This window comes from Adlercreutzia aquisgranensis (assembly GCF_943193145.1).
GTDB lineage: Bacteria > Actinomycetota > Coriobacteriia > Coriobacteriales > Eggerthellaceae > Xiamenia > Xiamenia aquisgranensis.
Window position 1 is genome coordinate 1 of record NZ_CALPDA010000012.1, and the last position, 23,390, is coordinate 23,390.

17 protein-coding genes and 1 pseudogene are annotated in these 23,390 nt (G+C 63.3%); 11 read left to right on the forward strand and 7 right to left on the reverse strand.

Annotated features, from left to right (window positions below; genetic code table 11):
- From NFR41_RS08240 to NFR41_RS08265, 6 genes and pseudogenes are all read left to right on the forward strand, one after another.
- A pseudogene (locus NFR41_RS08240) lies at positions 1 to 1,412 on the forward strand (hypothetical protein); the annotation flags it as partial.
- A 727-nt stretch (positions 1,413 to 2,139) separates the two neighbouring features.
- Positions 2,140 to 3,480: an MFS transporter gene (locus tag NFR41_RS08245; protein ID WP_251231464.1), complete on the forward strand. Its 1,341-nt coding sequence runs from the start codon at positions 2,140 to 2,142 to the stop codon at positions 3,478 to 3,480.
- A gap of 327 nt (positions 3,481 to 3,807) precedes the next feature.
- Positions 3,808 to 4,314, forward strand: coding sequence for a PadR family transcriptional regulator (locus tag NFR41_RS08250; RefSeq protein ID WP_251231465.1), 507 nt, complete (start codon positions 3,808 to 3,810; stop codon positions 4,312 to 4,314).
- Positions 4,315 to 4,323: 9 nt separating this feature from the next.
- A complete protein-coding gene (locus NFR41_RS08255; RefSeq protein ID WP_251231466.1) occupies positions 4,324 to 5,463 on the forward strand; it encodes an HAAS signaling domain-containing protein in 1,140 nt (379 codons plus the stop codon).
- A gap of 214 nt (positions 5,464 to 5,677) precedes the next feature.
- Positions 5,678 to 6,466, forward strand: coding sequence for a MerR family transcriptional regulator (locus NFR41_RS08260; RefSeq protein ID WP_251231467.1), 789 nt, complete (start codon positions 5,678 to 5,680; stop codon positions 6,464 to 6,466).
- A gap of 7 nt (positions 6,467 to 6,473) precedes the next feature.
- On the forward strand, positions 6,474 to 7,328 hold the full coding sequence (locus NFR41_RS08265) for an MBL fold metallo-hydrolase (protein WP_251231468.1): 855 nt from the start codon (positions 6,474 to 6,476) through the stop codon (positions 7,326 to 7,328).
- A gap of 300 nt (positions 7,329 to 7,628) precedes the next feature.
- Here NFR41_RS08265 and NFR41_RS08270 read toward each other — a convergent pair whose 3' ends face one another.
- Positions 7,629 to 9,239 carry an FAD-dependent oxidoreductase gene (locus tag NFR41_RS08270; RefSeq protein WP_251231469.1) on the reverse strand — a complete coding sequence of 537 codons (1,611 nt, stop codon included), beginning with the start codon at positions 9,237 to 9,239 and terminating at the stop codon, positions 7,629 to 7,631.
- Positions 9,240 to 10,108: 869 nt separating this feature from the next.
- Between NFR41_RS08270 and NFR41_RS08275 the strand changes: the two genes are divergently transcribed.
- From NFR41_RS08275 to NFR41_RS08285, 3 genes are all read left to right on the forward strand, one after another.
- Positions 10,109 to 11,638: a helix-turn-helix transcriptional regulator gene (locus NFR41_RS08275; protein ID WP_251231470.1), complete on the forward strand. Its 1,530-nt coding sequence runs from the start codon at positions 10,109 to 10,111 to the stop codon at positions 11,636 to 11,638.
- Between the two features lie 610 nt (positions 11,639 to 12,248).
- Positions 12,249 to 13,871, forward strand: a complete 1,623-nt coding sequence (locus NFR41_RS08280; protein ID WP_251231471.1) for an MSCRAMM family adhesin SdrC — start codon at positions 12,249 to 12,251, stop codon at positions 13,869 to 13,871.
- 168 nt (positions 13,872 to 14,039) lie between these two features.
- Complete coding sequence (locus NFR41_RS08285) at positions 14,040 to 15,416, forward strand: MFS transporter (protein ID WP_251231472.1); 1,377 nt, start codon at positions 14,040 to 14,042, stop codon at positions 15,414 to 15,416.
- Here the strand turns inward: NFR41_RS08285 and NFR41_RS08290 are convergent.
- From NFR41_RS08290 to NFR41_RS08300, 3 genes are all read right to left on the reverse strand, one after another.
- Entirely contained in the window at positions 15,413 to 15,847 is a 435-nt protein-coding gene (locus NFR41_RS08290; RefSeq protein WP_251231473.1) for a type II toxin-antitoxin system VapC family toxin, read from the reverse strand. The genes NFR41_RS08285 and NFR41_RS08290 overlap by 4 nt on opposite strands.
- Positions 15,844 to 16,221 carry an argininosuccinate lyase gene (locus tag NFR41_RS08295; RefSeq protein ID WP_251231474.1) on the reverse strand — a complete coding sequence of 126 codons (378 nt, stop codon included), beginning with the start codon at positions 16,219 to 16,221 and terminating at the stop codon, positions 15,844 to 15,846. The genes NFR41_RS08290 and NFR41_RS08295 overlap by 4 nt, the downstream gene beginning before the upstream one ends.
- 302 nt (positions 16,222 to 16,523) lie before the next feature.
- Positions 16,524 to 18,152, reverse strand: coding sequence for an FAD-dependent oxidoreductase (locus tag NFR41_RS08300; RefSeq protein ID WP_251231475.1), 1,629 nt, complete (start codon positions 18,150 to 18,152; stop codon positions 16,524 to 16,526).
- A gap of 247 nt (positions 18,153 to 18,399) precedes the next feature.
- Between NFR41_RS08300 and NFR41_RS08305 the strand changes: the two genes are divergently transcribed.
- Positions 18,400 to 19,989: a helix-turn-helix transcriptional regulator gene (locus NFR41_RS08305; RefSeq protein WP_251231476.1), complete on the forward strand. Its 1,590-nt coding sequence runs from the start codon at positions 18,400 to 18,402 to the stop codon at positions 19,987 to 19,989.
- A 206-nt stretch (positions 19,990 to 20,195) separates the two neighbouring features.
- Here the strand turns inward: NFR41_RS08305 and NFR41_RS08310 are convergent, their stop codons facing one another.
- Positions 20,196 to 20,927 (reverse strand): response regulator transcription factor, encoded by a 732-nt coding sequence (locus NFR41_RS08310; protein ID WP_251231477.1) that lies wholly within the window; start codon positions 20,925 to 20,927, stop codon positions 20,196 to 20,198.
- Here NFR41_RS08310 and NFR41_RS08315 point away from each other — a divergent pair.
- The gene (locus NFR41_RS08315) at positions 20,896 to 22,416 is read left to right on the forward strand and encodes an FAD-dependent oxidoreductase (protein ID WP_251231478.1); all 1,521 of its coding nucleotides are present in this window, start codon (positions 20,896 to 20,898) and stop codon (positions 22,414 to 22,416) included. The two genes, NFR41_RS08310 and NFR41_RS08315, sit on opposite strands and share 32 nt — an antisense overlap.
- A 90-nt stretch (positions 22,417 to 22,506) precedes the next feature.
- Here the strand turns inward: NFR41_RS08315 and NFR41_RS08320 are convergent, their stop codons facing one another.
- Positions 22,507 to 22,776, reverse strand: coding sequence for a type II toxin-antitoxin system RelE/ParE family toxin (locus NFR41_RS08320; RefSeq protein ID WP_160213459.1), 270 nt, complete (start codon positions 22,774 to 22,776; stop codon positions 22,507 to 22,509).
- Complete coding sequence (locus tag NFR41_RS08325) at positions 22,769 to 23,074, reverse strand: hypothetical protein (protein ID WP_251231479.1); 306 nt, start codon at positions 23,072 to 23,074, stop codon at positions 22,769 to 22,771. Before NFR41_RS08325 ends, NFR41_RS08320 begins: the two co-directional genes overlap by 8 nt.
- Positions 23,075 to 23,390: the final 316 nt, after the last annotated feature.

Here is a 23,390-nt window from a genome sequence, read left to right on the forward strand (position 1 = left end):
TGGCCGAAGGATGGAAATCCGTCGGCGGCTCCTGGTACTACCTGACCCCCGGCTCGGGCGCCATGGTCACCGGCTGGGAGAAGGTGAACGGAAGCTGGTACTGGATGAACAGCTCCGGCGCCATGCGCACCGGTTGGCTGCCCCTGAACGGAACCTGGTACTACCTGACCTCGTCGGGCGCCATGGCCGAGGGGTGGGAGTCCGTCGGCGGCTCCTGGTACTACCTCAACCCGGGCAGCGGCGCTATGGCCGAAGGATGGAAATCCGTCGGCGGCTCCTGGTACTACCTGACCCCCGGCTCGGGCGCCATGGTCACCGGCTGGCAATGGATTAACGACGAGTACTACTACTTCGAATCCTCCGGAGCCATGCAGGCGAACCGCTGGGTCGGCGACTACTACGTGGGCCCGAGCGGCGCCATGCTGCGCAGCCAATGGGTGGACAGCTACTACGTCGGTGCTGATGGAAAGTGGATTCCCGGCTACACCGACCCTGCGAAGCCGGCCGACCCCACAAAGCCGGGCGCAGCACAGGAGCCGACCGCGACCAAGTACTTCACCTACGCCGTGGGCGACTACGTAACCGGACTTGGGAACAGCGCCTCCGATGTGAAGACCGGCACTCCCAGCGCATCGGGCGGCACCTACGAGTCCCTGCCAGGCGGCGGCTTCGACATCGTCTCCTCGGGCGGGTTCGACCTGATGGAAGGCTATTCGTGCGGACATGGCGTATACATTGTAGGATGCACCGTGAGCTCCGGCGACCCCGTCGTGATCCCCGATACCATAGACGGCGAACCGGTGGTGTACGCGAACCTGTGCTCGCCCGACGCCGTCAGCGCCGACCCGCGCCTGATCCTGAGCCAGGTGGACGCAACGCAAGCCAAGCACCTGCGCTGGCTCACCGTCGGCGGCGCGCCGGAAGCACTCTACTGCCAAGGCGCCACCGAGCTGCGATTCCTCAGCTCGCAGGAAAACGCGCTGCTGAAAAGCTTCGACGGGTCCACGTTGACGAACCTGGAAGTGCTGCAGTTCGGCACCATACCGCAGGAGTTCTCTCTGGCCAAAGACTCGCTGGTGGAATTCAGCGCCCTGTACCAGGCCACCGACAAGACAATTCCCTACCTGGACTTCTCCGATGCACCGAACCTACAGTCCTTTTCCGTCGATCGGCGCGGCGGCAACGTCACCTCGCTGGGTCCGCTAACGGCTAGCGGCTATACGTTGAAAGGATGCGATGCACTGACCACGGTGAAGCTGCCCTTCCAGAACATCGACTCCTTCGACCCGTACCAGTTCCCGATGCTTGAAACCTTGGTTCTGACGGGCGACCCCCTTACCTCCGAAGCCCGCAACGCCTGCGAAACCTGGGCCGAGGAAACCGGCGGCAGCCTGACCTTGGCGCTGCCCTAAGGGTACCGGTCGGAAAGACCAGCAGAAAAGACCCGCAGGCTCGGGAGCTGGCAAAGTCGAGAAAGACAGCCAGGCAAAGAGGCTGACCCTGCGAAGTGTCCGAAGCGCTTGTCGTGCGATGTGCGGCAGGCGTTTCGGAAGACAGGCAGCCTATTGAAAATCGGATTATTTGGCAGCGATTTTTACGCCTATGAGCTGGTATAACGCAAGAAACACCAGATAGAACGCCTAAAATTGCCCAGCCAAATAATCCGATTTTCAACAACTCGAAGGCTTGCGGGGGCGCGGTGCGCTATACTGTGCGTCAGTGCCCCTTTTTCGAGAAACGTGATCTTATGGCCTCAATGCTTGCTCTCTAGTACATCTACTCCCTTTCGACGCCACCTTTTCTTGCGCGAAACGACACCTCTACTTGCACTGCGGGCGACCGCTTGTTGCATACGTACAACTGCTTTCGCCGGCATGCAAACTCTACGTGCTAGAGCAACCGTTTCCGCAACCGTAAGGTGGACTGCGCGAAATGCTGAGGAGCCAGGTCGTTGATACTGGCGGTCTCTTTCCCCTGCAGGCTTGCCCCGCATCTTGCAACTCGGGGAAGCGCAAAGGCTGTCCGTTACACGTCCTGCCGGCCAAAAGGAGGAGCATGCGGAAGCGGTCCTCGTCCCCTGGCTTGTGCTCCTCAGAACTCGCGCGTTTGCAAGCATCGATCACTTTCCGAGGAGCCACCATGGTTGAGAACCACGCATCTTCACATGCCAAGCCGGATTGCAGCGAGCCGCGTCGGCCGGACGAGCAGCCGAACAGCCAAGCGCCAAACCAACCGCAAGCCGACGCCGTGAGCGCCGCAGGCCTGCCGCTTCAGAAGAACTGGCTGGCCACCATCGCCTTCATCTGGATCGGGCAGGCGCTGTCGATGATCACCAGCTACGCCGCCGGGTACGCTGTGGTGTGGTACGTGACCGAAAGCACCGGCAGCGCCCTTGTGCTGGCGCTCATGACCGCCGCCGCCATGCTACCCATCGGCCTCATCTCCCCCTTCGGCGGCGTGGTGGCCGACCGATTCAACCGCAAGGCCATCATGATTGTGGCCGACGGAGCCGTGGGACTGGTTTCCCTGGTCGCCGCGGTACTCATTCTGCTGGGCGATGTGTCGATTCCCCTGCTCATGGTCATCTGCCTGGCGCGCGCCGTCGGCCAAGCCTTCCACAGCCCGGCCATGATGGCCACCATGCCCATGCTCGTACCCGACAAGCATCTGCTGCGCATCAACACCCTCGACCAGCTGCTGGCCTCCGTCGCCTCCATCGGTGCTCCGGCTTTCGGCATCTTCCTGTACACCACCTTCGGATTCTCCTCGGTAATGTTCCTCGATTTCGCCGGCGCGCTGCTGGCCATCGCCGGCTTGGCCTTCGCGAAGGTGCCCACGGTCATCGATGAGCAAGCCGCCAACCAGCACGTAATCGCGAATCTGAAGGACGGCTGGGGCTGCATCGCTCGCAATCGCGGCCTTGCCCTGCTCATTGCCATGGTCACCGTGGGCATGATGATCTTCGGGCCGCTGTCGGCTGTGTGCCCGCTTATGACCTTCCAGCATTTCGGCGGCGACGGCTATGCGGCGTCGCTGGTGGAAGCGGCCTTCGGCGTGGGCATGCTGGCGGGGTCGGCCGTGCTGGTGATCAGCGGAGGCGGGAAGCGGCTCGCCGGGCTCATCGCCGTGGCGGCCGTGGTGACAGGAGCGTCGACTGCGCTGTGCGGCGTGCTGCCGCCAGATGCGTTTCCCCTGTTCGTTGTGCTGATGGGCATCATGGCCGTAGCCTGCGCCTGGTTCAACGGACCGCTCATGACCCTTACGCAGCGCAACGTCGACGACGAGAAAATGGGTCGCGCCATGGGCTTGCTCACCGCGGCTATGGGGCTGGCCACTCCCGTGGGCGTAACCCTGGGCGGATTCCTGGCCGAAGCCATTGGCGTGGCGCCCTTCTTCGTGGTGGACGGACTGGCCTGCCTGGCCCTTGGCCTGGTGATGTACCTGCCGAAATCGGTGCGTGCGCTGGACAAGGCTAGCTAGCGGCCTTCGCCTTACTCGCGCCAGGCGGCGGAAAAGCGCAAGGGGGCGGAAAGCCGCAAGGACCAGAAAGAGCGGCACGTGCGGACGGAGCTGGCCGGAATCGGTTGAAGCAGAAAAGAAAGCGCTGGGAGCAGCGGTAAGAAGACGACGAACGCACGGGCGGCGACGAGAAGCAGCGGCCGCAACTAGTGGTGAGCGGCGGTCGCAGCCGCGGAAGCGCACGTGGCGACGGCGATGGCGACGGCTTCCGCGGCCGTTTGTGCGCATCTTCCAAGTGGCCTTGACACTATACTATGCGACATATAGTATATCGCTACAGGAGGTGTAATGGACGCGCAAATGAAAAGGGGATTTCTGGATGCATGCGTGCTGGCAACGCTGCTGCCCGGAGAATCCTACGGATACCAGATCATCAAAGACGCTCCCCCGTCGCTGGGCCTGAGCGAGTCGACACTGTACCCGCTGCTCAAGCGCTTGGAAACACGAGGGCTCATCCGCGTTCGCAAAGCCGAGCACAACGGGCGGCTGCGGAAGTACTACTCGCTCACGCCGGAAGGGAACAATGCCGTGAGGGAGTTTCTGGAAGACCAGGCAGAAGTGCTCAGCCTGTACCGATTCATCCAGCAAGCAGCTCTGAACAGCGCGAAAGCCGCCAAGGGAAGTCCCGCGGACAGCGATTGCGCCCCCGCTGGCCAACCGGACGGCGCTCCGCCACCAGACGGAACCAGCTCGCCCCAGCCGGCCGAACCCGACAGCGGTCCTGCCTTCGAGAAAGGCGCCGCACCGCGCATCGCAACCGTCACTGCCACCGATCCCTCGTCCTCCTTGGTGTAAGGAATGCCCATGAACAGCACGCAGTACCGAGAGAAGCTCACCTCCCTCCTAGGCGCCCTTGCCGCCGAAGAGCGCGAAGACGCCGTCGCTTTCTATATGGAAGCCATAGCCGACCGCATCGACGAGGGTATGACCGAAGAAGCCGCCATCGCTGCAGCTCCCACGCCCGAAGAGGCAGCCGCGGCCATCCTGCTGAACGCCAAGTCCGTTGCTGCGGCGAAGACGGGCGATACCGCCGACCGCAAATCACCCGCGGCCTCGGGCTCCGCAAAGCAGGACGGTTTCTGGAAACGTCTCAAGAAAGGCCGGCTCAAACCTCTGGAATGGGTGGGGCTTGTATTCGCTTCGCCGTTCATCCTTGCGGCAGCAGCCATCGTCGCGGCACTTGCAATCGGGGTGGCGGGCATCGTGCTTGCCGCAGGGCTGGTGGCGGCTGTGCTGCTTCTGGCGGTCTGGATTCTGGTGCTGGCCTGCTGGATCGCGGGGGTCGCCTTCGTAGCGGCGTCGCCAGTGTGCGTGCTGTATGCCATTTGGGGGTTGCAGATAGGCGACATCCCCTACACCATGGTGCAGCTGGGATACGCCTGCTTCGGCTTCGGCACCGGCATCTGGGTACTGTGCGGGTGCAAGGCCCTTACCAAATGCGTTTGGAACGGCCAGCGAAAGGGTTGGTCGGCGTTCGTCCGCGCCTGCAAGCGCCGTTGGGGAAAGAAGCCTGCGGAACCGTCCGGCGCTGTCGTCCACCCCGCGCCCGCACCTGCACCCCAGGGCGGTCCCGTTGCCGCCAACATGCCTGCTGGCGCGCCCTTCGGCACAGCCCCCGCACCCACGGACACGGCTGCAAGCGTCCCGGGCGCATGTGCCATCCCGGCACCCGCAATCAGCTCCGACGCCGTCGGCAGCGGCGTGCCCGGCAGCCCGGCCCTACCGCTTGCCACGTCTTCGCGCTACGCCGCTTTCTTCCGCGTCTGCCTGATCATGATCGCAGTAGGGCTTGCCCTGGTGCTGGGCGGATTTCTGGCGTCGGGCCTGAACTGGCGCGTCTTCTGCTCGTCACTCTACACCAACGGCTCCATCGTCCTTGGCGGCACCGTGGTGGCCGACCCGCGCCAGCTGCTCTTCGGCCGCCTGCTCTACTGGCTCTACTAAGCTCGCATCCTGCGCGGCACCCAGCACCACCGCGCAGCACCGCAAGCCGCGCCCCTTGACCTTCTGGCTGCGTGAGGGTTCACACTGTTCCCCGTCGAAGTTGATCGGCGGGCACGCGGCCAGCAAGCCCGGGCAGCGCCGCATCGAAGAAGGCAGGCCGGCACCGAAGAGCGCCGGGGAGCAGCGCAGAACGCACGACCGAAGGAGCGCAACCGTGACCACGCCCAGCAACCTGATGACCATCGGCCAGCTGTCCGAGCTGTCGGGCGTGAGCGCGCGGACCCTGCGCTTCTACGAGGAAAAGGGCTTCCTGTCGCCATCGCGCACCGAAAGCGGCTACCGGCTGTACTCCAAGCGCGACGAGCGGCGGTTGGCCCAGATTGTGGCCATGCGCTCCTGCGGGCTGCCCCTGGCCACCATCGGCCGGCTGCTAAGCTGCACAGAGGACGTTGACAGCCCAAGCCTTCGCCAAGCCCTGACCGACCATCTTCGGACCCTGCGCGAACAGGGGAACTCCCTTCAGGCCGCCATTCGCAGAACCCAGGCGGCGCTGAACGCCGTGGAAAGGATACAAGGCATGGAAACGAAAGATGCATTCGAAGAGCTGAAACGCCAAGGACTGGAGGCCTTCGAGCACGAGTACGGCCAGGAGGCTCGCCAGCGCTACGGCAACGATGTCATCGAGCAGTCGAACGCGCGCATGATGGCGCTCACCAAGGACGAATGGGACGCCAAGGAGCTGCTGGAGGAGTCCATCAAGGTGCAGCTGCGCCTGGCCATGGCCACCAACGACGCCGCATCGCCCGAAGCCCAGGAGCTCGCCCGCATGCACAAGCGCTGGATCACCGTCCATTGGGGCCCGGGGTTTGCCGACGAAACCTACCTGGGGCTGGTGCGCGGCTACCTGGCCGACCCGCGCTTCACCGCCTACTACGACGGAGCCGCCGGCGAGGGCGCCACGAAGTTCCTGGTGGAAGCCGTAGAGGCTGCGCACGCTGTATAATGGGGGCATGAACGCCCACCCGCAGAGCGAAGCCGAATCCGCAGCGCCCCTCTATCCCGAGCGGGCGCTGCGGCTGCATGTGCTGGCCAGTGGGTCGAAGGGCAATGCGGCCATCGTGGAGAACACGGCCACCGGCCAGGGAATCCTGGTGGACTGCGGCATCTGCAAGCGCGACTTCTTCGCCCGCTGCAGCCAAGCGGCCTTCGATCCAGCCAACCTGCAGGCCATTCTTATCACCCACGACCACGGCGACCACACCAAGGGGCTGGGAGTGGTCTGCCGGGAGCTGGTTCGGCGCGCCGTGCGGCCGAGGCTGTTCGTCAGCACGGCGGTCCGCGCGGCCAGCAAGCCGGTTGCCGAAGTGCTTGACCAGGGGCTCTGCGAGTTCGTGGCCCTTGCTCCCAGCGCCTTCGACGTCGGCGACATCCGCATAATCCCCTTCGCCACCTCCCACGATGCGGCCGAGTCCTTCGGCTTCCGCTTCGAGGTGCCCGGCGACGCCATCGGTTACATCACCGACACCGGCATAGTGCCGCCAACCGCCCGCGAACTGCTACGCGACGTGCGCATTCTGGCCCTGGAAAGCAACCACGACGCCCGCATGCTGGCGGAGGGCCCCTACCCCTGGCCGATCAAGCAGCGCATCGCGTCGGAGCACGGCCATCTCTCCAACGACCAGGCATCCGACGAGCTGGCCGAGCTGCTGGGCCCGCGGCTGCAGACGGTGGTGGCCATGCACATCTCCCAGAACAACAACACCTATCGAGCTCCCGAACAGGCCCTTCGCGAGGTTGTTACCCGCGCGTCCCACCCCGCCGCCGTGCTGGTGGCCTATCAGGACCGCCTCGTCACCGTACGCTAGAGCAAAGCCCGCACAATCGGTAGTTTCATCAAGAAACGGTGACGAAACTACCGATTGTGCGGGCTTTTCGGGCAGAGGGGTGCGGGCGGAGGGTGTGGGCGAAAGGTGCGGGCTTTGCGGGCGAAAGGCCCGGGCTTTGCGGGCGGAGGGTGCAGGCGGAGGGGTGCGGACGGCCGCGAAGAGGGCGAAATGCGGCCCAACGCGAAACGGAAGCGCCTGGAGGGGACGCTTCCGTTTCTGGGGAGAAGGAGAGAGGTTCCGCGGGCAGGAAGGGGGAAGGCTGCCCGCAGCCTGGCTTACCTAGGCCTTGGCCAGGTCGCGACCGACCACGTAACCGAAGGTCATGGCGCGGCCCAGGGACAGGCCGGTGATGTCGAAGGGATAGTCGGTGCCGCCGAACATGCCGCCCTGGACGTTGCCCACCGCGTACAGGCCGGGGATGGGGTTCCACTCCTCGTCCACCACGTTGCAGTTGTCGTCCACCTCAAGGCCGCCGGTGATCACCGAAATCACGTACTGACGACGGATGGCGTAGAAGGGCGGGGTGTCGATGGGGTACATGAATTCCATGGGCTTCATGTAGTCGTCGTCGCGGCCGCCGGCCACCAGCTCGTTGTAGCGCTCCACCGTAGCCTTCAGGTGGTCGGCCGGGAAGTCGGCCACCTTCGCCAGCTCTTCGATGGAGTCAGCCTTGAAGGCGAAGCCCCACTCGATGAAGTCCTCCAGGGTGCCGTCGTTGGCCGGGTCCACCTGGTTGGGCATCTGGGCGTAGTACTGCTCGTAGTTGCCGTCGAAGATCTGGGTAGCATGCACATCGGGGTACTTTACGGCCTGGTTGCAGCGGTGCTCGTACAGCGTGCTCTCGTCCATGAAGCGATCGCCGTAGTCGTTCACGTTCAGCCACGGAGCCTTGCGCATGGGAGCGTTCTTGTCGCCGTCGCCCACGTAGTGATGCACGTGCACCATCTTGGGATGGGGCGCCTCCTGCATGCGTGCGCCGGCCCACAGGCCCATGAGATGGCCTTCACCGTCGTTGTAGGGAGGGTTGTAGAAGTTCTCGAAGGGCAGCGCACCGGGGCACCACTTGGCCAGCATATCGCGGTTGTTGCCGTAGTCGCCCGTGGCCAGCACCACGCCCTTCTTGGCGTTGAACTGGATATACCCGTTGGCGCTCTCGCCGATGACGCCGGTCACCGCGCCCGAGCCGTCCACCACCAGCTGCACACCGGGGCAGTTGAAGAACACTTCGGCGCCCTTCTGCTCGGCCAGGTCGGCCATACCCTTCGCACCGGCAATCTGCTTCCCTTCGAACTTCACCGCCGGGATGGGCGCGGGGATGATGGCCTTCACGCCGGCCTCCTCGGCCTTCTTCAGGATCCAGCTGCCGGACTCGGGGGACTCGTCGAAGTAGCGGCGCACGAGCGACCAGTTGATCAGGTTGTTGTTATTGGCGTTGAACTGCTTCATCATCTCGTCGACATCGATGGTCTCGCAGCCGGCCTCGGTGAATTCGGGGCTGTTGATGACGGCGCAGAAGTTACCGTGGGTCAGGCACATCTCGCCCTTCTGCAGCACAGCCACCTTGGCGCCACCTTCCACGGCAGCCAGAGCGCAGGCGGCACCGGCCATACCCAAGCCCACCACCACGATGTCGTAGTCCTTGGTCTCGGCGATGTCGGTGATGGCAGCGGGGGCAGCCAGCGGATCGACGGAGGCCACCGTGGTGCTGGTGGCGTCGGCGGAGGCAGGGGCAGCGGCGCCATCGGCGGGAGCGGCTTCGGCCTTCGTCTCGGGAGCACCCTTCGGCGCACAACCGGCCAGAGCACTCACGCCGGCCAGAGCGGCGGCACCAGCGCCCATCTTGAAGAAGCTGCGGCGGCTCAATCCGGCGGTCTCGGTGTTCTTCATCATGACTCCTTCTCCTTTTCGCGGCCCGTTTCTGGGCCTTGTCCCGTTTGCGGCCCGGCCTGCGGGCCTTCCCTTCGCGGCCTGGCTTCCGAACCTCGGTCTTTTCTCGGTCCGGCCTGCGGGCCTCGTCTTTCCGCGGCCTGTCTTCTGAGCCTTGTCTTTTTCTCGACCCGGCCCCAGGCCACGCTCCGGCGAATGCCGTTTCTTCCATCCCCCGCGCCCGCTCGCCGTTGCCTTCCCATATTCCTTAGGCCAGCGATCCGGTCGCGGTGCCGCCTCCGAAGCGGCGAGGCCATCCTAGGTCCCGGAGCGGCGTGCGGTCACCTCACGATTAGGCTGATTTGCCCCTCATCCACCGGTCTATTTTTATCACCCACTCTTGCTTTATGCCTGGTCAAACGGGTGCTGATAAAAGACTCTTACCGGTGGCTAGGTTTTTCCGAATTGCCGAAAGCGCACAAGACGCACCAAGCTCGAAACGGAAAGAGGTGCCTTGCCAGGGTTATCGTTGCGCCGTGGTCGCTTTATAATGTTGCAAGCTGACGGGAGGCCGAAAGCATGCAGAATCGTTCGGTTCGTCAAGAAATCGTGGCGAAGGCGCCGATTATGCTGGCACGACCGCAGGCCACCACCCATGGCGAACGCAGGCAACGGCAGACGAGAGCCGCAGCGGGCAGCGGGCGGCGGCAGTCGAGAGCCGACCCGATCCGAGGGGAAGCAGCCGGCCTCGAGCTGCAGTGGTCCGAGGGGGCGCGACGTGGGTCACGGGCCGCCACTCATGGCGAACGCGGGCGGAGGCATGTTGAAGAGGGCCGCGGCGAAACGGGGCGCCGACGGGGTGCAGCACGAGAACGCCTGGGAAGGAAGCGAAGATGAGCAGCGAGCACGCCACGGGCATCACCGACGGCAGCGAGGCGGCGCCGTCGCAACGCGCAGGTTTGGGCGCATTGCTGCCCGACGGTGTGCTGCCGCTACGCTACCTGGGCATGGGTGTTTACCTGGCGTGGATCTATTCTGTGCACTTCGGAAGCCCTGCGTCGCCCTCGTCGGTGCCAGGGGTCACCCTAGAGCCGCTGTTCCTGATATCGAACCTGGTGAACGCCGTAACGCTTATCACCTGCGCCCTGTGCGCTCAACGGCTGCACCGCCATCCGCATCGCGGCGTCGTGCCGTGGGCAGCCGGTGCGCTCATGGCCGTAGGCACCGTGCTCATGGCGCTTCCGGAAGGCACCGTCTCCGTCATCGGAGCCGAGCTCTACAGCGCTGCCGCCATTACCGGCGCGATCTTCACTGGCTTGGGACTAGCCGCCATCATCTTGCTGTGGAGCGAGTTCTACGCCGCACTGCCCATGCGCCTGGTCGCACTGTACTACTCGTGCTCGTTCGTGCTGGCAACGCTGCTGCACTTCGTCATCATGGCACTCTCGGGGCCGGCGGCTCTTCTGTTCACCGCACTTCTTCCGCTAGTGAGCGCCGCCCTGTTCGTAGGCAGCATGCGCATGATCAAACGCCAGCAGCACGCCACCAACCAAAGCGAGCGTCAAGAGGCTGACGAAATCGCCTACGTGATGGGCCGCAGCTCGACCCAGCGTTGGAGCTTCCCCATCCGGCCCATGCTGCTTATGGCGGCTTATTCGTTCACCATGAACTTCTGCCGCACCACCGGCGGCATCGTCAACGACCTCACCATGCTTGGCGTGTCGTTCGCCGCCCTGGTGGTGCTGGTCATGGCGCTGTTCTTCTTCGATCGCTTCGACGTGCGCTACCTGTACCGCATCGCGCTACCGCTCATGGTGGCCGGTGCGCTGTTCCAGCCGTTCCTGATGGACGGCGGCCTGCTGCTTGCGGGCATCATGCTGAACATGAGCCACGCCAGCTTCGTCATCCTGACCATGATCGTGCTGTCCACCATCTGCAACCGCTACGGCGTGCTGGCCATCTGGCTGTTCGGGCTCACCCGCGCCGCACGGGTCCTGGCCAGCGTGCTGGGGTCCCACGTGGGCGTGACGGCCTGGAACCAGCTGGATAGCACAGGAATCTTGTTCCTCACCTGCGTAGTGGTGGTGTTTCTGGTGTCGTTTTCCATGTTTCTGCTGAACGAGAAGGACCTGGAGACCACCTGGGGCATCACGCCGCTTGCGCCGCACAAGGAAACCGCCGGGTTCCAGTCGTCGCTGGAGGGAACCTGCGCGAAAATCGCCCGGGAACACGGGCTGACCCGCCGCGAGGAGGACGTGCTGACGCTGCTGGCCCAAGGCAAGAGCGTCCCGCGGATCGAGCAGGAGCTGTGCATTTCCAACGGCACGGCGAAAAGCCACGTGCGACATATCTACGCGAAGCTGAACGTCCATAGTCGCGACAAACTCATCCAGCTGGTGGAAGTCGGCGGCGAAGGCGAATAAAGCAGGCGCCCCCACGGCAGCGGCATGCCAACCGGGTAGGCAGCCACGCGGGAGCTGCAAGGGCAGCCGGTCTGGGACGGTCGAGGCAGGTGTGGTGGCTGTGGTGGCTGCAGCACTCCGGCGGGTGTGGTGGCTGCGGCATTGCGGCGGCTGCAACACCGAGGCTGAGACCCCAGGGATGCGGGACCTTCCGCCGCGCTCCGCTGTGTTCGGCTATGCCCGCACAATCGACAGGTTCGTCAAGAAATCGTGCCGAAACTGTCGATTGTGCGGGATGGCCGCCTGACAGCTTTGCAGATAAGGGTGATGCACTCAATCAACCATGATTAACAGCATAATCCCTGATGGGAAGCGTCTACAATTAGTTCATTTGTGTATGCATTATGTTTCACTTGTGTCATAACTCACGATTCATTGCGTTTTCTTTCCCCGCTTGATACGTTATCGACGTCAAACAATGCCCCGTGCGCTACGCCGGTGAACCGCGGACATCACCTATTCGTCGTCCCGAACGATCACCGTCTTGCCTGTATCGTCGTAATTCATCGACGCCCCGCACCCGCTTGCATACAACGCACCGCTTCTATCCCTTCGTCCGAATGGAACGACCATGAACAACATACGCACTCGAAAGTCGCGCTTCTCTGCATCCCGAAAGAACCCTTTCCACGCTCTTGCTACCGCAGCCTTCTTGTCGGCTGCGCTGGCCCTCGCTCCCCTTCCGGCGCTCGCCTCTAGCACGGAGCCCAACAACGCGGCCGAAAGACCCGCACCCGAGGCCGCCCAAAACCCGGTTGTCGCCGAAGCCGCAGAGCCGGATGCCGATTCCCAACAGCAGCCCGAAGTCCAAGCGGAAATCGCCCACATTCAGAGTAACCTGAGCGCCGCCGATGCGGCGGAGGCGGTAGTCGACACCGCTCTGGATGCTTCGGCCGCCTTCGCTGCGGATAGCCTTGCACTAAGCGGCAATGGGCAAACCGCCGAAACCAACTCCAGCGGCGCTGCAGAAGACAGCGTTGAGACCTGCTCGCTCACGGTGTACTACTGCGAAATTGTCTTCTATGAGGATCCGGACTTTTCCCATCCGTCCGGCATGCGTCTGCTGAAAACGAGAACCGTCGAGGGGCTTACCCCGGGTGACACAATCAACCCCTGGAACTACGTAGAAGTCATCGACGGGTTCCACTTCTTCGACGGTTGGGCCGAAAACAAGACGCTGAGCACCGACAGCAGCAAAAACAACGTGCAGCTGAACTACTTCGCCACCACAAACAACTCGTTCTCGGTGAACTACTACATGCTGACCGACGGGAACGCCCCCATAAGCAGCCAGAACATCGTCCCTGACAACTCAGGCGCAAAAATCGGCCTGGACGGCAAACTGGCGACAGGAGACTCGATTATCGCCGATTATTACGGCGAACCGGTACGAATCACCAAGCTAGGAGGCCTGCAGGAAGAGGGGCAGCGGTTCGGTCAGATGGTCGATGGGTCGAACTATGCCACGCCAATCGAGCACATGATGTTTCTAGACAGCTACCCTTCATCCATCCGCGTGGGTACCGACCCTGAAAGCAACGTCATCAACATGTTCTACGCTCCTACCCTCACGACACCGCCCGACGAGACGCCGGCACCCGGAGATGGTGAAGACGGAGGCCAAACGCCCACGCCGGACGTGCCCACCACCCCCGATGGCGACACCACACCGGACAACCCCTCCGACGGCAGCACGCCGGATAACCCCGGCGATGGCAGCACACCGGATACCCCCTCCGACGGCGACGCCACTACGCCGGACAACACGCCCGACGGCGACGACCCGTCCCAGGGCAGCGACAACGCCGACGATAGTCAGGGAGGAAGCGACAACGACGCAAGCAAGCCGAGCACACCCAGCACAACCAATCCGGCAGATTCAGACGAAGGTGCCGGAAACGAGCAACCTGGCGAATCGGACAATTCTGACGGGAACGCAGAAGGGTCTTCGACCGAGGCCGGCAACAACGGCAGCAACTCAGCTGCCACCGGCAGCAACCAGCCCAATGGCAGCTCAAACGCCTCCGGCGACTCCGAAAGCGAGAGCGCAGCGGACCAGGGCACTACTGCCTCCGACAGCTCGAGCACTCTGACGCAGACCGGCGATTCGTTCGCACCGATCGCAATAGCGGTAGCGCTGCTGGCCGCCATAAGCCTGGGCGTAGTGGTAGTGGCCCGCCGACACCTTTCGTAGTCCGCGCATGGCGAAAGGATACTCATGGGCAGCTCGCATAGCGCAACCGTACCGGGATCGGCGAGAACGGCAGTAGCGGCGCAACCTGCCGCACGGAAGCCCGCGCAAACCCGGTCGGGGCGCGGGCTGGGGTCAGACCCCGCCGTTTCCATCCCCACCGGACGCGCCATGTGGGCGATGATGGCCATGATGCTGGGCAGCAACCTGCTAGCGTCGTTCAACCAGTCGCTCATGAACATCGCGCTCGACCAGGTGGCGACCGATTTCCATGTGAGCCTGTCCATGGCCAACTGGATGGTGCTGGGCTTCACCATAGTGGCGGCGACCGTCATCACCATGGCCGCCGCCCTGCTCAAGCGCTACGGCCTGCGCAAGATCATGCTGTTCGGCTACGTTGCCTCGCTGGCGGGTTCACTGCTGGGATTCTTCTCGTGGGACTTCGGCGCCATGTTTGCGGCACGGCTTATCCAAGCCCTTACCGTAGGGTTGTTCTTTCCCGTGGTGACCAGCGTTATCCTCACCATTGCGCCGAAGGGCAAGGGCGCCACCATGCTGGCCATCAACAGCGGTGCCATCGGCGTGGGGCTGGCGTTCGCCCCGCTGCTCGCCGGATTGCTGCTCACCTACGTGGGGCTGCACGCACTCTTCCTCATCCCGGCGGTCATGTCCGCCGTGCTACTGGTGTGCGGCCTCAAGTTCCTGCACAACGTGTACGAACGGCAAGATCAACGCATCGACGTCGTCAGCGTGCTGCTGAGCTTCGCCGGGCTGGGCGCGTTCATCTTCGGGCTGAACGAGGTCACGCGTACGTTGGTGCCGTCGCTGGCGTTCATGGCGGTGGGCGTGGCCATTGTGGCGCTGTTCGCGTGGCGCCAATTCCACATAGCCGACCCGCTGCTGAACCTGTCGCCCTTGACGCACAAGAAGTTCGCAGCCGGCGAGCTGCTTATGATGCTGGGCTATGCGGGCTCCATCTACATGAGCTTGCTGGTGCCGCTCTACCTTGAGGGCACCGCCGGTTTCTCCGCCTTCGTTGCCGGCGCGCTGCTGGCCGGACCCATCCTGTGCTATGCGGTCAGCTGCTTCGTCGGTGGGCGCATCGAGGACAAGCACGGCATCTGGCCGCTGGTGCCCGCGGGCTTTCTGGTGATCCTGGTTGGGTTCGTGGCGGTGGAGTTCACCTCGTCCCAGCAGCTAGTAGTGGCCATGATGCTGTGCGTTGCGACGTCCTACGCCGGCGTAGGTCTGGTGTTCCCCACGCTAAAGGCCGCCGATTTGGACGTGCTGCCGCGCAAGCTGTTCGCCCACGGCTCGTCAATCCACTCCACGCTGGTGCAGATCGCCGGGTCGCTGGGGTCTGCCCTGTTCGTCGGCATCATGTCCGCCGACGTGGACCGACTGATGGCTAGCGGCGCCACCAAAGCAGCGGCCTACGCATCCGGCTTCTCGCACACGCTGCTCATCAGCATAGGCATACTAACTGCAGCGCTGATAGGAGCCACCGTGTACGCCCGCGTTCGGTCGCGGCGCGAGGGGCAGCACTAGCTCGCAGCAGGCCCGTGCTTCCCTTCCAGCTTCGTCAGCCAGACGCTGTTCACCCCTAGAGACAGACTGAGATCCTGCAGCTTCTTGTCCAACGTGAACAACGTTGCTCCGCTGCGCCGCGCGAGCACCACGTAGAACAGGTCGTAGGACGAGTGGCCAAGCCGAACCGACTCCCCCATCGCCTCAACCCACAGCTCGCCATCGTCGCAAAACCGATCGACCAGCCCAACGGCATCACGGCCGCAAGCCACGGCTTCTTCTTGCCCCAAGCACCCCGCTCTCACGTATTTGACCAGCCCGTGAGTCACTTCGCTGAATAACAGCGCAGGTGCGAGCACCGTTTCCCCCTCGAGAAGCTGACCTTCCAGCGCCCGACCGTACTCCGATCCGAGAGCCATGGCTATGGCCGCGTTGGCGTCGAGAACAATCATCGCACACCCCCCAGCACCATCTCCGCCAGCCCATCAAGGTCTTCGTCTCGCTCCGCCCGGGCTTGAGCTAGAAACTCCACGGGCTCCGGCAATTCCGCCGAACGTTTTGCCCTTCGCTGTGCCGCCCGCTGAAGAATCGCCCGCTTACGCGCAATTCGCTCTCCATCCCGGGAATCGAAGTCCGAAACAGCAGGCCCCTCGAAAGGTCGCGCGCCTCGTCCCCCCAGCACATCATCGACGCCCGAGCCCCCGTTAATCATGGCATCGACGGCGAAGACGGTTTGCTGCGCAATGCTTCGGTGGTTTGCCGCCGAATACTCCCGCAGCTGCTCGTACAGCTCCGAGGGAAAATCTCGCACCTGCAGCGCCGGCATAGCTCCTCCTCGCGTAGTCGTTTTACATGCATATTACATGCATTATTGAGACAAGTCAACCCCTCGCTAGTGGCTATCGCCGAGATCAGCGCTATGAGCTAGCAGCATTTGACGGCATTCTCTGGCAAAAGCCGCGGCGACACCAAGCTGCGCTTCGAGCCTATGGCACTATTGCAAGCGCTTGCCAGGCCCGCTGAGCCGTGCATCTGCGCACCCGATATAGAAAACGGCGGCCCCGCACCGCAAAACGGTAGCAGGCCCGCCGTACACCACAGCTATATAGGAACCGCCGCCGGAACCGCTTACGCCTTCGCGTACTCCCCAGCGTTCTCGCCAGCCAGAAGGCCGCTGCCCAGCGCAAAGGCGTTGCCGGAGGCCATCTGGTAGTAGGGCGAGGTGAACAGGTCGGCGTCGGCGCCGGCCACGTACAGACCGGCAACCGGCTTCCCGTCGGCGTCCAGCGCCTGGCCGGCAGCGTTCGACTTGATGCCGCCAAGGGACAGCCACCCCGCCGGCTGCGACTGCACCACATAGTACGGCGGCGTGGTCAGGGCATTCAGGTACTTCGCGTCCTTGAAGAACAGCTCGTCAATGCCCGAGGCGCACGCGGCGTTGTACTCCTCCACCGTAGCCTCCAGGTTGGTCAGCCCGAAGTGCTCGGCAAGCTCGGCGATGGTATCGGCCTTGAACGCCCAGCCCTCGCCGATGGCCTTGTCGAACTGCGCCTCCAGATCGCTCATGACGGTTTCGGCGAACATGCCCTTCATGCGCTCGTCGCCGAAGAAGTCGCTGGCCGGACGCGTGGTCAGCTCTTTGATGAAGGCGCTGTCGGCCACGGCGTAATGGAACTTCTCGCGCACGAACGGCTCGGCGGCGAACATGCAGCGCTCGCACACAAAACCCTCGTTGATGAAGCGATCGCCTTCGGGGTCCACCAGCAATCCGCCGAACACGGTCAGGCGCAGCGGCTCGTTCTCGCCGGTATTGGGACGGAAAGCGTAGGTGGGCGATGCCAAGTCGTTCGCTCCGCCGTACTCGTTCATGGAAATGCTGAAGCACTTGCCGATCTGAGCTCCTGCCGCCTGAGCCATGTCGATTCCCGCACCCGTGCACGCAGGGTTGCCCATGACCACGATCTTTGCACCGGCGAAGCGCTCGGCCACTTCATCGGCATTGCCCAGGAAGCCGCCCGAGCACATGACCACTGCCTTCGCGCGAATGTCCACCACTTCGCTGCCGCTTACGCATTGCACGCCCGCCACAGCGCCGTCTTCCAGGATGACGTTCTCGGCGGTGGTTCCGAACAGGCACTCTACGCCTGCGTTGTCAGCCACGGCCTGGAACACAGCGGCGCGGTCGTCGCCGGTCAGGTTGTACCAATGCACGCCCTTCGTGTTGATGTTGGCCTGGGCGCCGGTCTTGTCGAAATCAGTGCGGAACTCCATCCCGCTTTCCACCATGGCGTCGATGGCGCGACCCGAAGCACCCAGCAGCGCGCGCAGGGCCTTCTGGTTGCTTTGGTAGTTGGTCCCATTGTTGATGTGGTCCATGGCCTCTTGAATCGTCAGCACCTCGCCCGTGGCCTGCTGCTGCAGCTTCGAGCCGGTGCACCATGCGCCGGAAGTGCGCACGTTAGTGGTACCGCTCATGGACGGCGCCGTGTCAATCGCGATAACCGACGCGCCCTTGCTCGCCGCGCCGTGGGCAGCCATGAGGCCGGATGCGCCCAGTCCCACCACCAACACGTCGCACTCGCGGGTGCTCGAAGCGTCCTTCAACGCGGGTTTCGCAGACGCCATGGTTGCGTCATCGCTCGGCGCGGGCGTCTTCTGCGGATTCGAGCACCCGACCAACCCTGCAGCCGCCACTGCTGCCAGAGCGCCCGCCCCGGCCAAGAAGCCCCTGCGCGATACGCTCGTCGATTCTGCCATGTTCGTCGTCTCCATTATGATTGCCTCCCTTTCTTCCGCCGTCTTCGCAGACAGCCCTCTCTCCTTGCGCGTGCCTCAGCGCCGTAACCGCGCCATGAGCAATTTGCATCCTAAAAAGATCGCTGGGAGCCGCCATCATCGTCTCGCGATGATGTTTTGCGAAAGGGTGATTCCCTATACTTGCCGTAGAATGATTTTTCGGAATTACTTGCATATTCGCTAGGGTTTCAAAACGGAGGGGCCTCCTATGGGCGAGACTGCGGCAAAGCCCGAAATACGCAACATAAGCTGGATGGCAGCTTGGGCTGGGCTGGCATGCTGTCTGGTCTCCAAAGAATCGATTCGCTACACAGCGCTGTGGACCTTCGAGCTGAAGAGCCCGGCGCTCATGATAGCCATCCTGGCTTTCATCGTTGCGGGCTTCCTCGGCATGGCCCTTGCATGGACCAAGCGGAAAACAGCGCTGTGGAAAAGCGGTCCGCTCGTGTTCGGCTTGGCCTTCGTGTCTTTCGCCGGAACCGCCGTGCACGTGCTCGAGGAAGGCGGCATGCTTGCGCCCGACTGGCTGTCGTTCCTTGCGAAGGTAGCGGCGGAAGCATCGCTGCTGCTGTTGGTGGTGTACGCCCAATACCTGCTGCAGTTCTCGTGGAGCGAGCGTCTGTCGGTGTTCGTATGGGGCATCATCGGCGCAGGCGCTTGGCAAATCGTTCTGATAGCCGTGTCCGTCGATTTGGCTCGATGGCTCGTGGCGATAGCGGCGCTTCTTTCTGCAGGGCTGCTGGTGGTTTCGCGAAGGTCGTTCGCCCAAAGACCTCCGACGGTCGAAGCGGAAACCGCAGACCAGCACAGCAGCGCGAAAGGCGCGCGCTCAAGCATGGCCATTCCCAAGAACAAGGCCGCATCGACGGAAAGCAACCAAACCGGCACTGCTCTCTTGGCGTGGCCGAGGCTTTCTCTGAGGGACGCCCTTCTCTCGCCGAAGTCTTTCTCTGGCTACGTTGCCACCATCTTCCTGGTAAGCATCGTACTGATGGGGGCCTACTCCCAGTGGCGCACGCAACAGGATGGGCAACTGGTCTCCATGCTGGTGCAGGCCTCCTCTGGGTTCGGCTTCATGCTAACCGCGCTGGTGGTGTCGCTGCTCGGGCGCTCCGTTCGCGACAAGTCGCTTCTTTACGTATGCCAGACCATCGTGTTGCCCGTTGCCCTTGGTGCGCTCTACATCGGCACCGCTTTCCAGGGGCCCGGCGTGTCGCTTTCCGTCATCTTGTTCGATGCGGCGTACTCGGCCATTCTGTTCGTCATCTGGCTTTCGCCGGACGTCTTCGACCGCAACGACAGTTTCATCGTGGTATGGGCCGGGTTTCTCGCCTACAAACTGGGATGGTTTGCGGGGGTGCTGACCACTGCGTCGCTAGCCCACACAACAGCATGGTGGCTGGGCAACGTCGTGGTGGTTTCAGCGTTTCTGTGCCTGGTCGTACAGTGCTCGGCGTTTGTGGTGGGCAACCTGCGGCCTGGGAATGCGCAGGGGCAACCGCAGGCGGATAGCAGCGGCGCCCGGGTAAGCCTCGAGCAAGTATGTGGCCGCCTTTCAGAACGCTTCGGGCTAACCGCCCGCGAACAAGACGTGCTGCTGCTTCTGGCGAAGGGGCGCACGGCCAGCTATATAGCTCGCGACCTGGTGGTTTCCGAACCGACCGTGCGCACCCACATGTCCCATATCTATAGGAAAATGGACGTGGCCTCCCACCAGCAACTGCTCGACACGGTAGAGCAGGCCACTCGCCAAGCCAGCGGCTCCGAACCAGGCAACAATCCCGGGCCCACCTCTTAAGCTGCAGCCGCCTTTGCAGTGAGAGACGGCACTCCTTGCAAGGAGCTTCGTGACGAGACAGGGAATAGCAAGACGACAGGGTAGGCGGGGTGCGGGCTTGCCCGGCGACCGGCTGCCGGTGACCAGACGACGGGTGGGGAGCGACGGAGCGCATGTGAAAGAGCGCGTGCGGAAGAGGAAGCGAACGGCAGCGGAACGCTGGCGGCCTATTCGCCGCTGCGTTCTACCAGGTCGATGAGCTCTTGGCGCGAGTGCACGCCCAGCTTCTTGTAAATGTGGCGCGCGTGGGTCTGGGCGGTGCCGGCGGAAATGAACAGCTCGTCTTGCACGAAGGGCAGGCTGCGACCCTTCGCCAGCAGCACGGCTACCTCCGCCTCGCGCGGTGTCAGGCTATGGGCGCTCGCCAAACACGCAATCGTGGCAGCCACAGGGTCTACGCCCGCACCTTCCGCGACGGTGATGCCCCTCGCGCCCTCCGCCCCGGCCGCACCACCCACATCTTCCGCATTTTCCACGGCTCCAGCATCAGCCTCGGCATCGAAAAGAGCCCGCACGTTGGGGCCGTTCAGCACGAACAGCGCCATGAACATGAGCGCGAACACAGCGATCAGCGACACGGTAGTAATCTCGGTGGTTCCCACTTTCAGCGCCTCGGTCAGCCATCCGTTCAGCGACGAGCCAACCACCACGGACAGCGCGTAGGTTGCGTCCAGCACACCGATGGCGACCACGGGCCGCACGCCCCGCTTGCGACACAGCGAGAAGCAGACGGCCCAGGTGATAGCGCGGAAGCACCAGAATCCAGCGCCGAATATGCCGTAGGACACCGCCAAAGCCGACCCCGCCAAAAACGGCGCCACCAGAAACGCAGCCGCCATGAACAGGAACACGCCGCGCAGCAGCGGGATGGCCGCCAGCTTCGCCAACCAGATCGCCATCGCCGCCGTGCCCGTAGCCGAAGCCGGCGAGGCCGCCAAGGAATGCGACTACCTGGTCATCGGCGGAGGCAACTGCGGCATGATGTCGGCCGCCCACGCCGGCGCCGAGGGGCTGAAGACCATCCTGCTGGAAAAGGCAACCGTCACCGGCGGCTCATCGGTAGGCACCGAGGTCACCCAGGGCTATTCGGACTGCAAGATCATGCAGGAATGCGTAAACGACCCCGAGGTCATCAACATGAGCCAGCAGACCGGCACCCCCAACGACATCTTCACCTACTTCATGATGCACAACTCCTGGGAGGCCAACGCCGAGCTGGTGTCGAACTTCGTGCACAACAACCACCGCTTCCACGACTTCCTCTACGAAGAAGGCGCCTACCCCATGATGCTGCTGCCCTCGCTGGACGCACCCACGGGCGGCATCATGTACAAGGGCCAGGGCATCGGCGCCTTCGAGGTCATGCAGAAGGCGGCGGAAAAGTACGGAGTTGAGATCCTTACGAACTCGCCGGCGACGGCGCTGGTCATGGACGGCGACGCGGTGGTTGGCGCCATGGCCGCGCTCGACGGGGGCGACCCGGTGTACGTGAGGGCCAAGGCGGTATTCGTGGGTACCGGCGGCTTCTCGAACAACGAGGAGATGATCGCCCACTACATGCCCGGCTGGGGCGAGATCGCGTGGAAGAACGACGCGCACATCCCCCACGACGGCGACGGCATCCGCATGCTGCTAGGCGCCGGCGCGGTGGAGTCCGACATGAGCCTGGCGCAGCCTTCCGCATCAAGCGTCGAGGGCGTGACCTGGGACAGCGCCATCGACAAGGCCGCCCGCGAGCCCTACCTGTGGGTGAACGCCATCGGCGCGCGCCTGGGCAACGAGAAGTGGAACGTCATGGACACCATGTACAAGGTGGGCATCAAGGAGAACGACTTCACCTACTTCAACGTCATCGACTCGGCCGCCGTGGAGCGCATGGCCACCCAGGCGCTCATGACCAACGCGCGCACGGTGCTGGGCAGCATGGACCCGATGCCCGAAATGGCCGACGAGCTGGAAAAGGGCGTGAAGGCCGGCACCGTGTTCAAGGGCGAGACGCTGGCCGACCTGGCGAAGTCCGCCGGCATCGACCCCGAGGGACTGGCCGCCACCGTGGAAGAGTACAACGCCATGGCAAAGGCCGGCGAGGACACCAAGTTCTTCAAGGATCCGGCGGCGCTGTTCCCCATCGATGAGGGGCCGTTCTACGCGTTCCGCCTGATTCCGTCGTGGTACTCCACCCTGAACGGCGTGAAGATCAACGGCCGCATCGAGGTGGTGGATGCTGACGGCTACGCGATCCCGGGCCTGTACGCCGGCGGCCTGGACTCCGGCGAGTTCTACAAGGACAACTACAACCACGGCTTCTCCGGCGGCTGCTCCGGCTACTCCTACTTCACCGGCTACTTCGCCGTAGACAACGTAAAGGACTACATCGCCGAGCTGTAAGCCGATAAAGCTTGCGGGATCGACGGAACCGAAACGGCGAGGCGTGAGGCAGCCCCTTCCGCCTCGCCGTTCGGCAAGACGACAGCCCCATCACCAAGCGCCACGCTGATGGATGAGGGCGGCCACTTCTACGATGTCTGCGTCGGGATGGTAGATGGTCACGATGTCGAAGGGGTTAACCGGAATCTTCCTCACCTGGCCCTCGTATTTCCTCGCAATGGATTCAGGCACGTCCCGCGAACCCATGAAGGGCATCGTTTCCAGCAGCTTTGCCGTGGACAGGATGCGCTCGAAAACCCTGTCCGATTCGACCATGCCCATATCCCTCTCGAAGCCTTCGGAAACGACCAACTTAGTCATTGCCGTACCTTACCGCACGCATGCGGTTGCAGAAGTCCTCTACGTCTTCGCTATAGCGCCCTTCGTCAAAATCCTGTTGGGCCCGAAACAGCAGGTATTCCATCTCGAGCTCGTAACGGGCTTCCTCCTTTGCCTCCTGAATCCGCCGCGCGAACACCTCTTCGGAGCAGAAAATGAATGCGCCGTTGCCGTTCTCGGTGATATGGACCACGCTTTTTGCGGCGTCGTTTTTCACCTCGCGCTGTCTTGTGGCCAATGCAGTTGACGAATAGATTGGCTCGCATACCACGGCACCCATGGCTGCCCCTTTCGTAGAGGTCAGTGTTTGTAGATATTATCTTATAGGATTCGATAGGATATTTACAATAGAATGACACAGATGCGGCAATGAGCCTCTGAGAGCGTCCTTATCGAAACCTCATAAGAATTGACAGGCGCATATCGCGCACGGCGTCCCTTCTTCCCACCTGACAACGAAGCAGAAGCCAACATTTCGGGACGGCTCACCCGGCGGCCTGCGTCACGTGCCGCCCGCGTCCCGCACGAGCTTCGCGGCCAGCGCCGGCGTGCAGCTGCGTGCGGCCGTCATGCCGCCATGACACCAGCTGTAGCAC

Coding starts and splice junctions, on each gene's coding strand:
- NFR41_RS08245 (WP_251231464.1), top strand. CDS start 2,140: ATGGTTGAGAACCACGCATCTTCACATGCCAAGCCGGATTGCAGCGAG.
- NFR41_RS08250 (WP_251231465.1), top strand. CDS start 3,808: ATGGACGCGCAAATGAAAAGGGGATTTCTGGATGCATGCGTGCTGGCA.
- NFR41_RS08255 (WP_251231466.1), top strand. CDS start 4,324: ATGAACAGCACGCAGTACCGAGAGAAGCTCACCTCCCTCCTAGGCGCC.
- NFR41_RS08265 (WP_251231468.1), top strand. CDS start 6,474: ATGAACGCCCACCCGCAGAGCGAAGCCGAATCCGCAGCGCCCCTCTAT.
- NFR41_RS08270 (WP_251231469.1), bottom strand. CDS start 9,239: ATGATGAAGAACACCGAGACCGCCGGATTGAGCCGCCGCAGCTTCTTC.
- NFR41_RS08275 (WP_251231470.1), top strand. CDS start 10,109: ATGAGCAGCGAGCACGCCACGGGCATCACCGACGGCAGCGAGGCGGCG.
- NFR41_RS08280 (WP_251231471.1), top strand. CDS start 12,249: ATGAACAACATACGCACTCGAAAGTCGCGCTTCTCTGCATCCCGAAAG.
- NFR41_RS08285 (WP_251231472.1), top strand. CDS start 14,040: ATGTGGGCGATGATGGCCATGATGCTGGGCAGCAACCTGCTAGCGTCG.
- NFR41_RS08290 (WP_251231473.1), bottom strand. CDS start 15,847: ATGATTGTTCTCGACGCCAACGCGGCCATAGCCATGGCTCTCGGATCG.
- NFR41_RS08295 (WP_251231474.1), bottom strand. CDS start 16,221: ATGCCGGCGCTGCAGGTGCGAGATTTTCCCTCGGAGCTGTACGAGCAG.
- NFR41_RS08300 (WP_251231475.1), bottom strand. CDS start 18,152: ATGGCAGAATCGACGAGCGTATCGCGCAGGGGCTTCTTGGCCGGGGCG.
- NFR41_RS08305 (WP_251231476.1), top strand. CDS start 18,400: ATGGGCGAGACTGCGGCAAAGCCCGAAATACGCAACATAAGCTGGATG.
- NFR41_RS08315 (WP_251231478.1), top strand. CDS start 20,896: ATGGCCGCCAGCTTCGCCAACCAGATCGCCATCGCCGCCGTGCCCGTA.
- NFR41_RS08310 (WP_251231477.1), bottom strand. CDS start 20,927: ATGGCGATCTGGTTGGCGAAGCTGGCGGCCATCCCGCTGCTGCGCGGC.
- NFR41_RS08320 (WP_160213459.1), bottom strand. CDS start 22,776: ATGACTAAGTTGGTCGTTTCCGAAGGCTTCGAGAGGGATATGGGCATG.
- NFR41_RS08325 (WP_251231479.1), bottom strand. CDS start 23,074: ATGGGTGCCGTGGTATGCGAGCCAATCTATTCGTCAACTGCATTGGCC.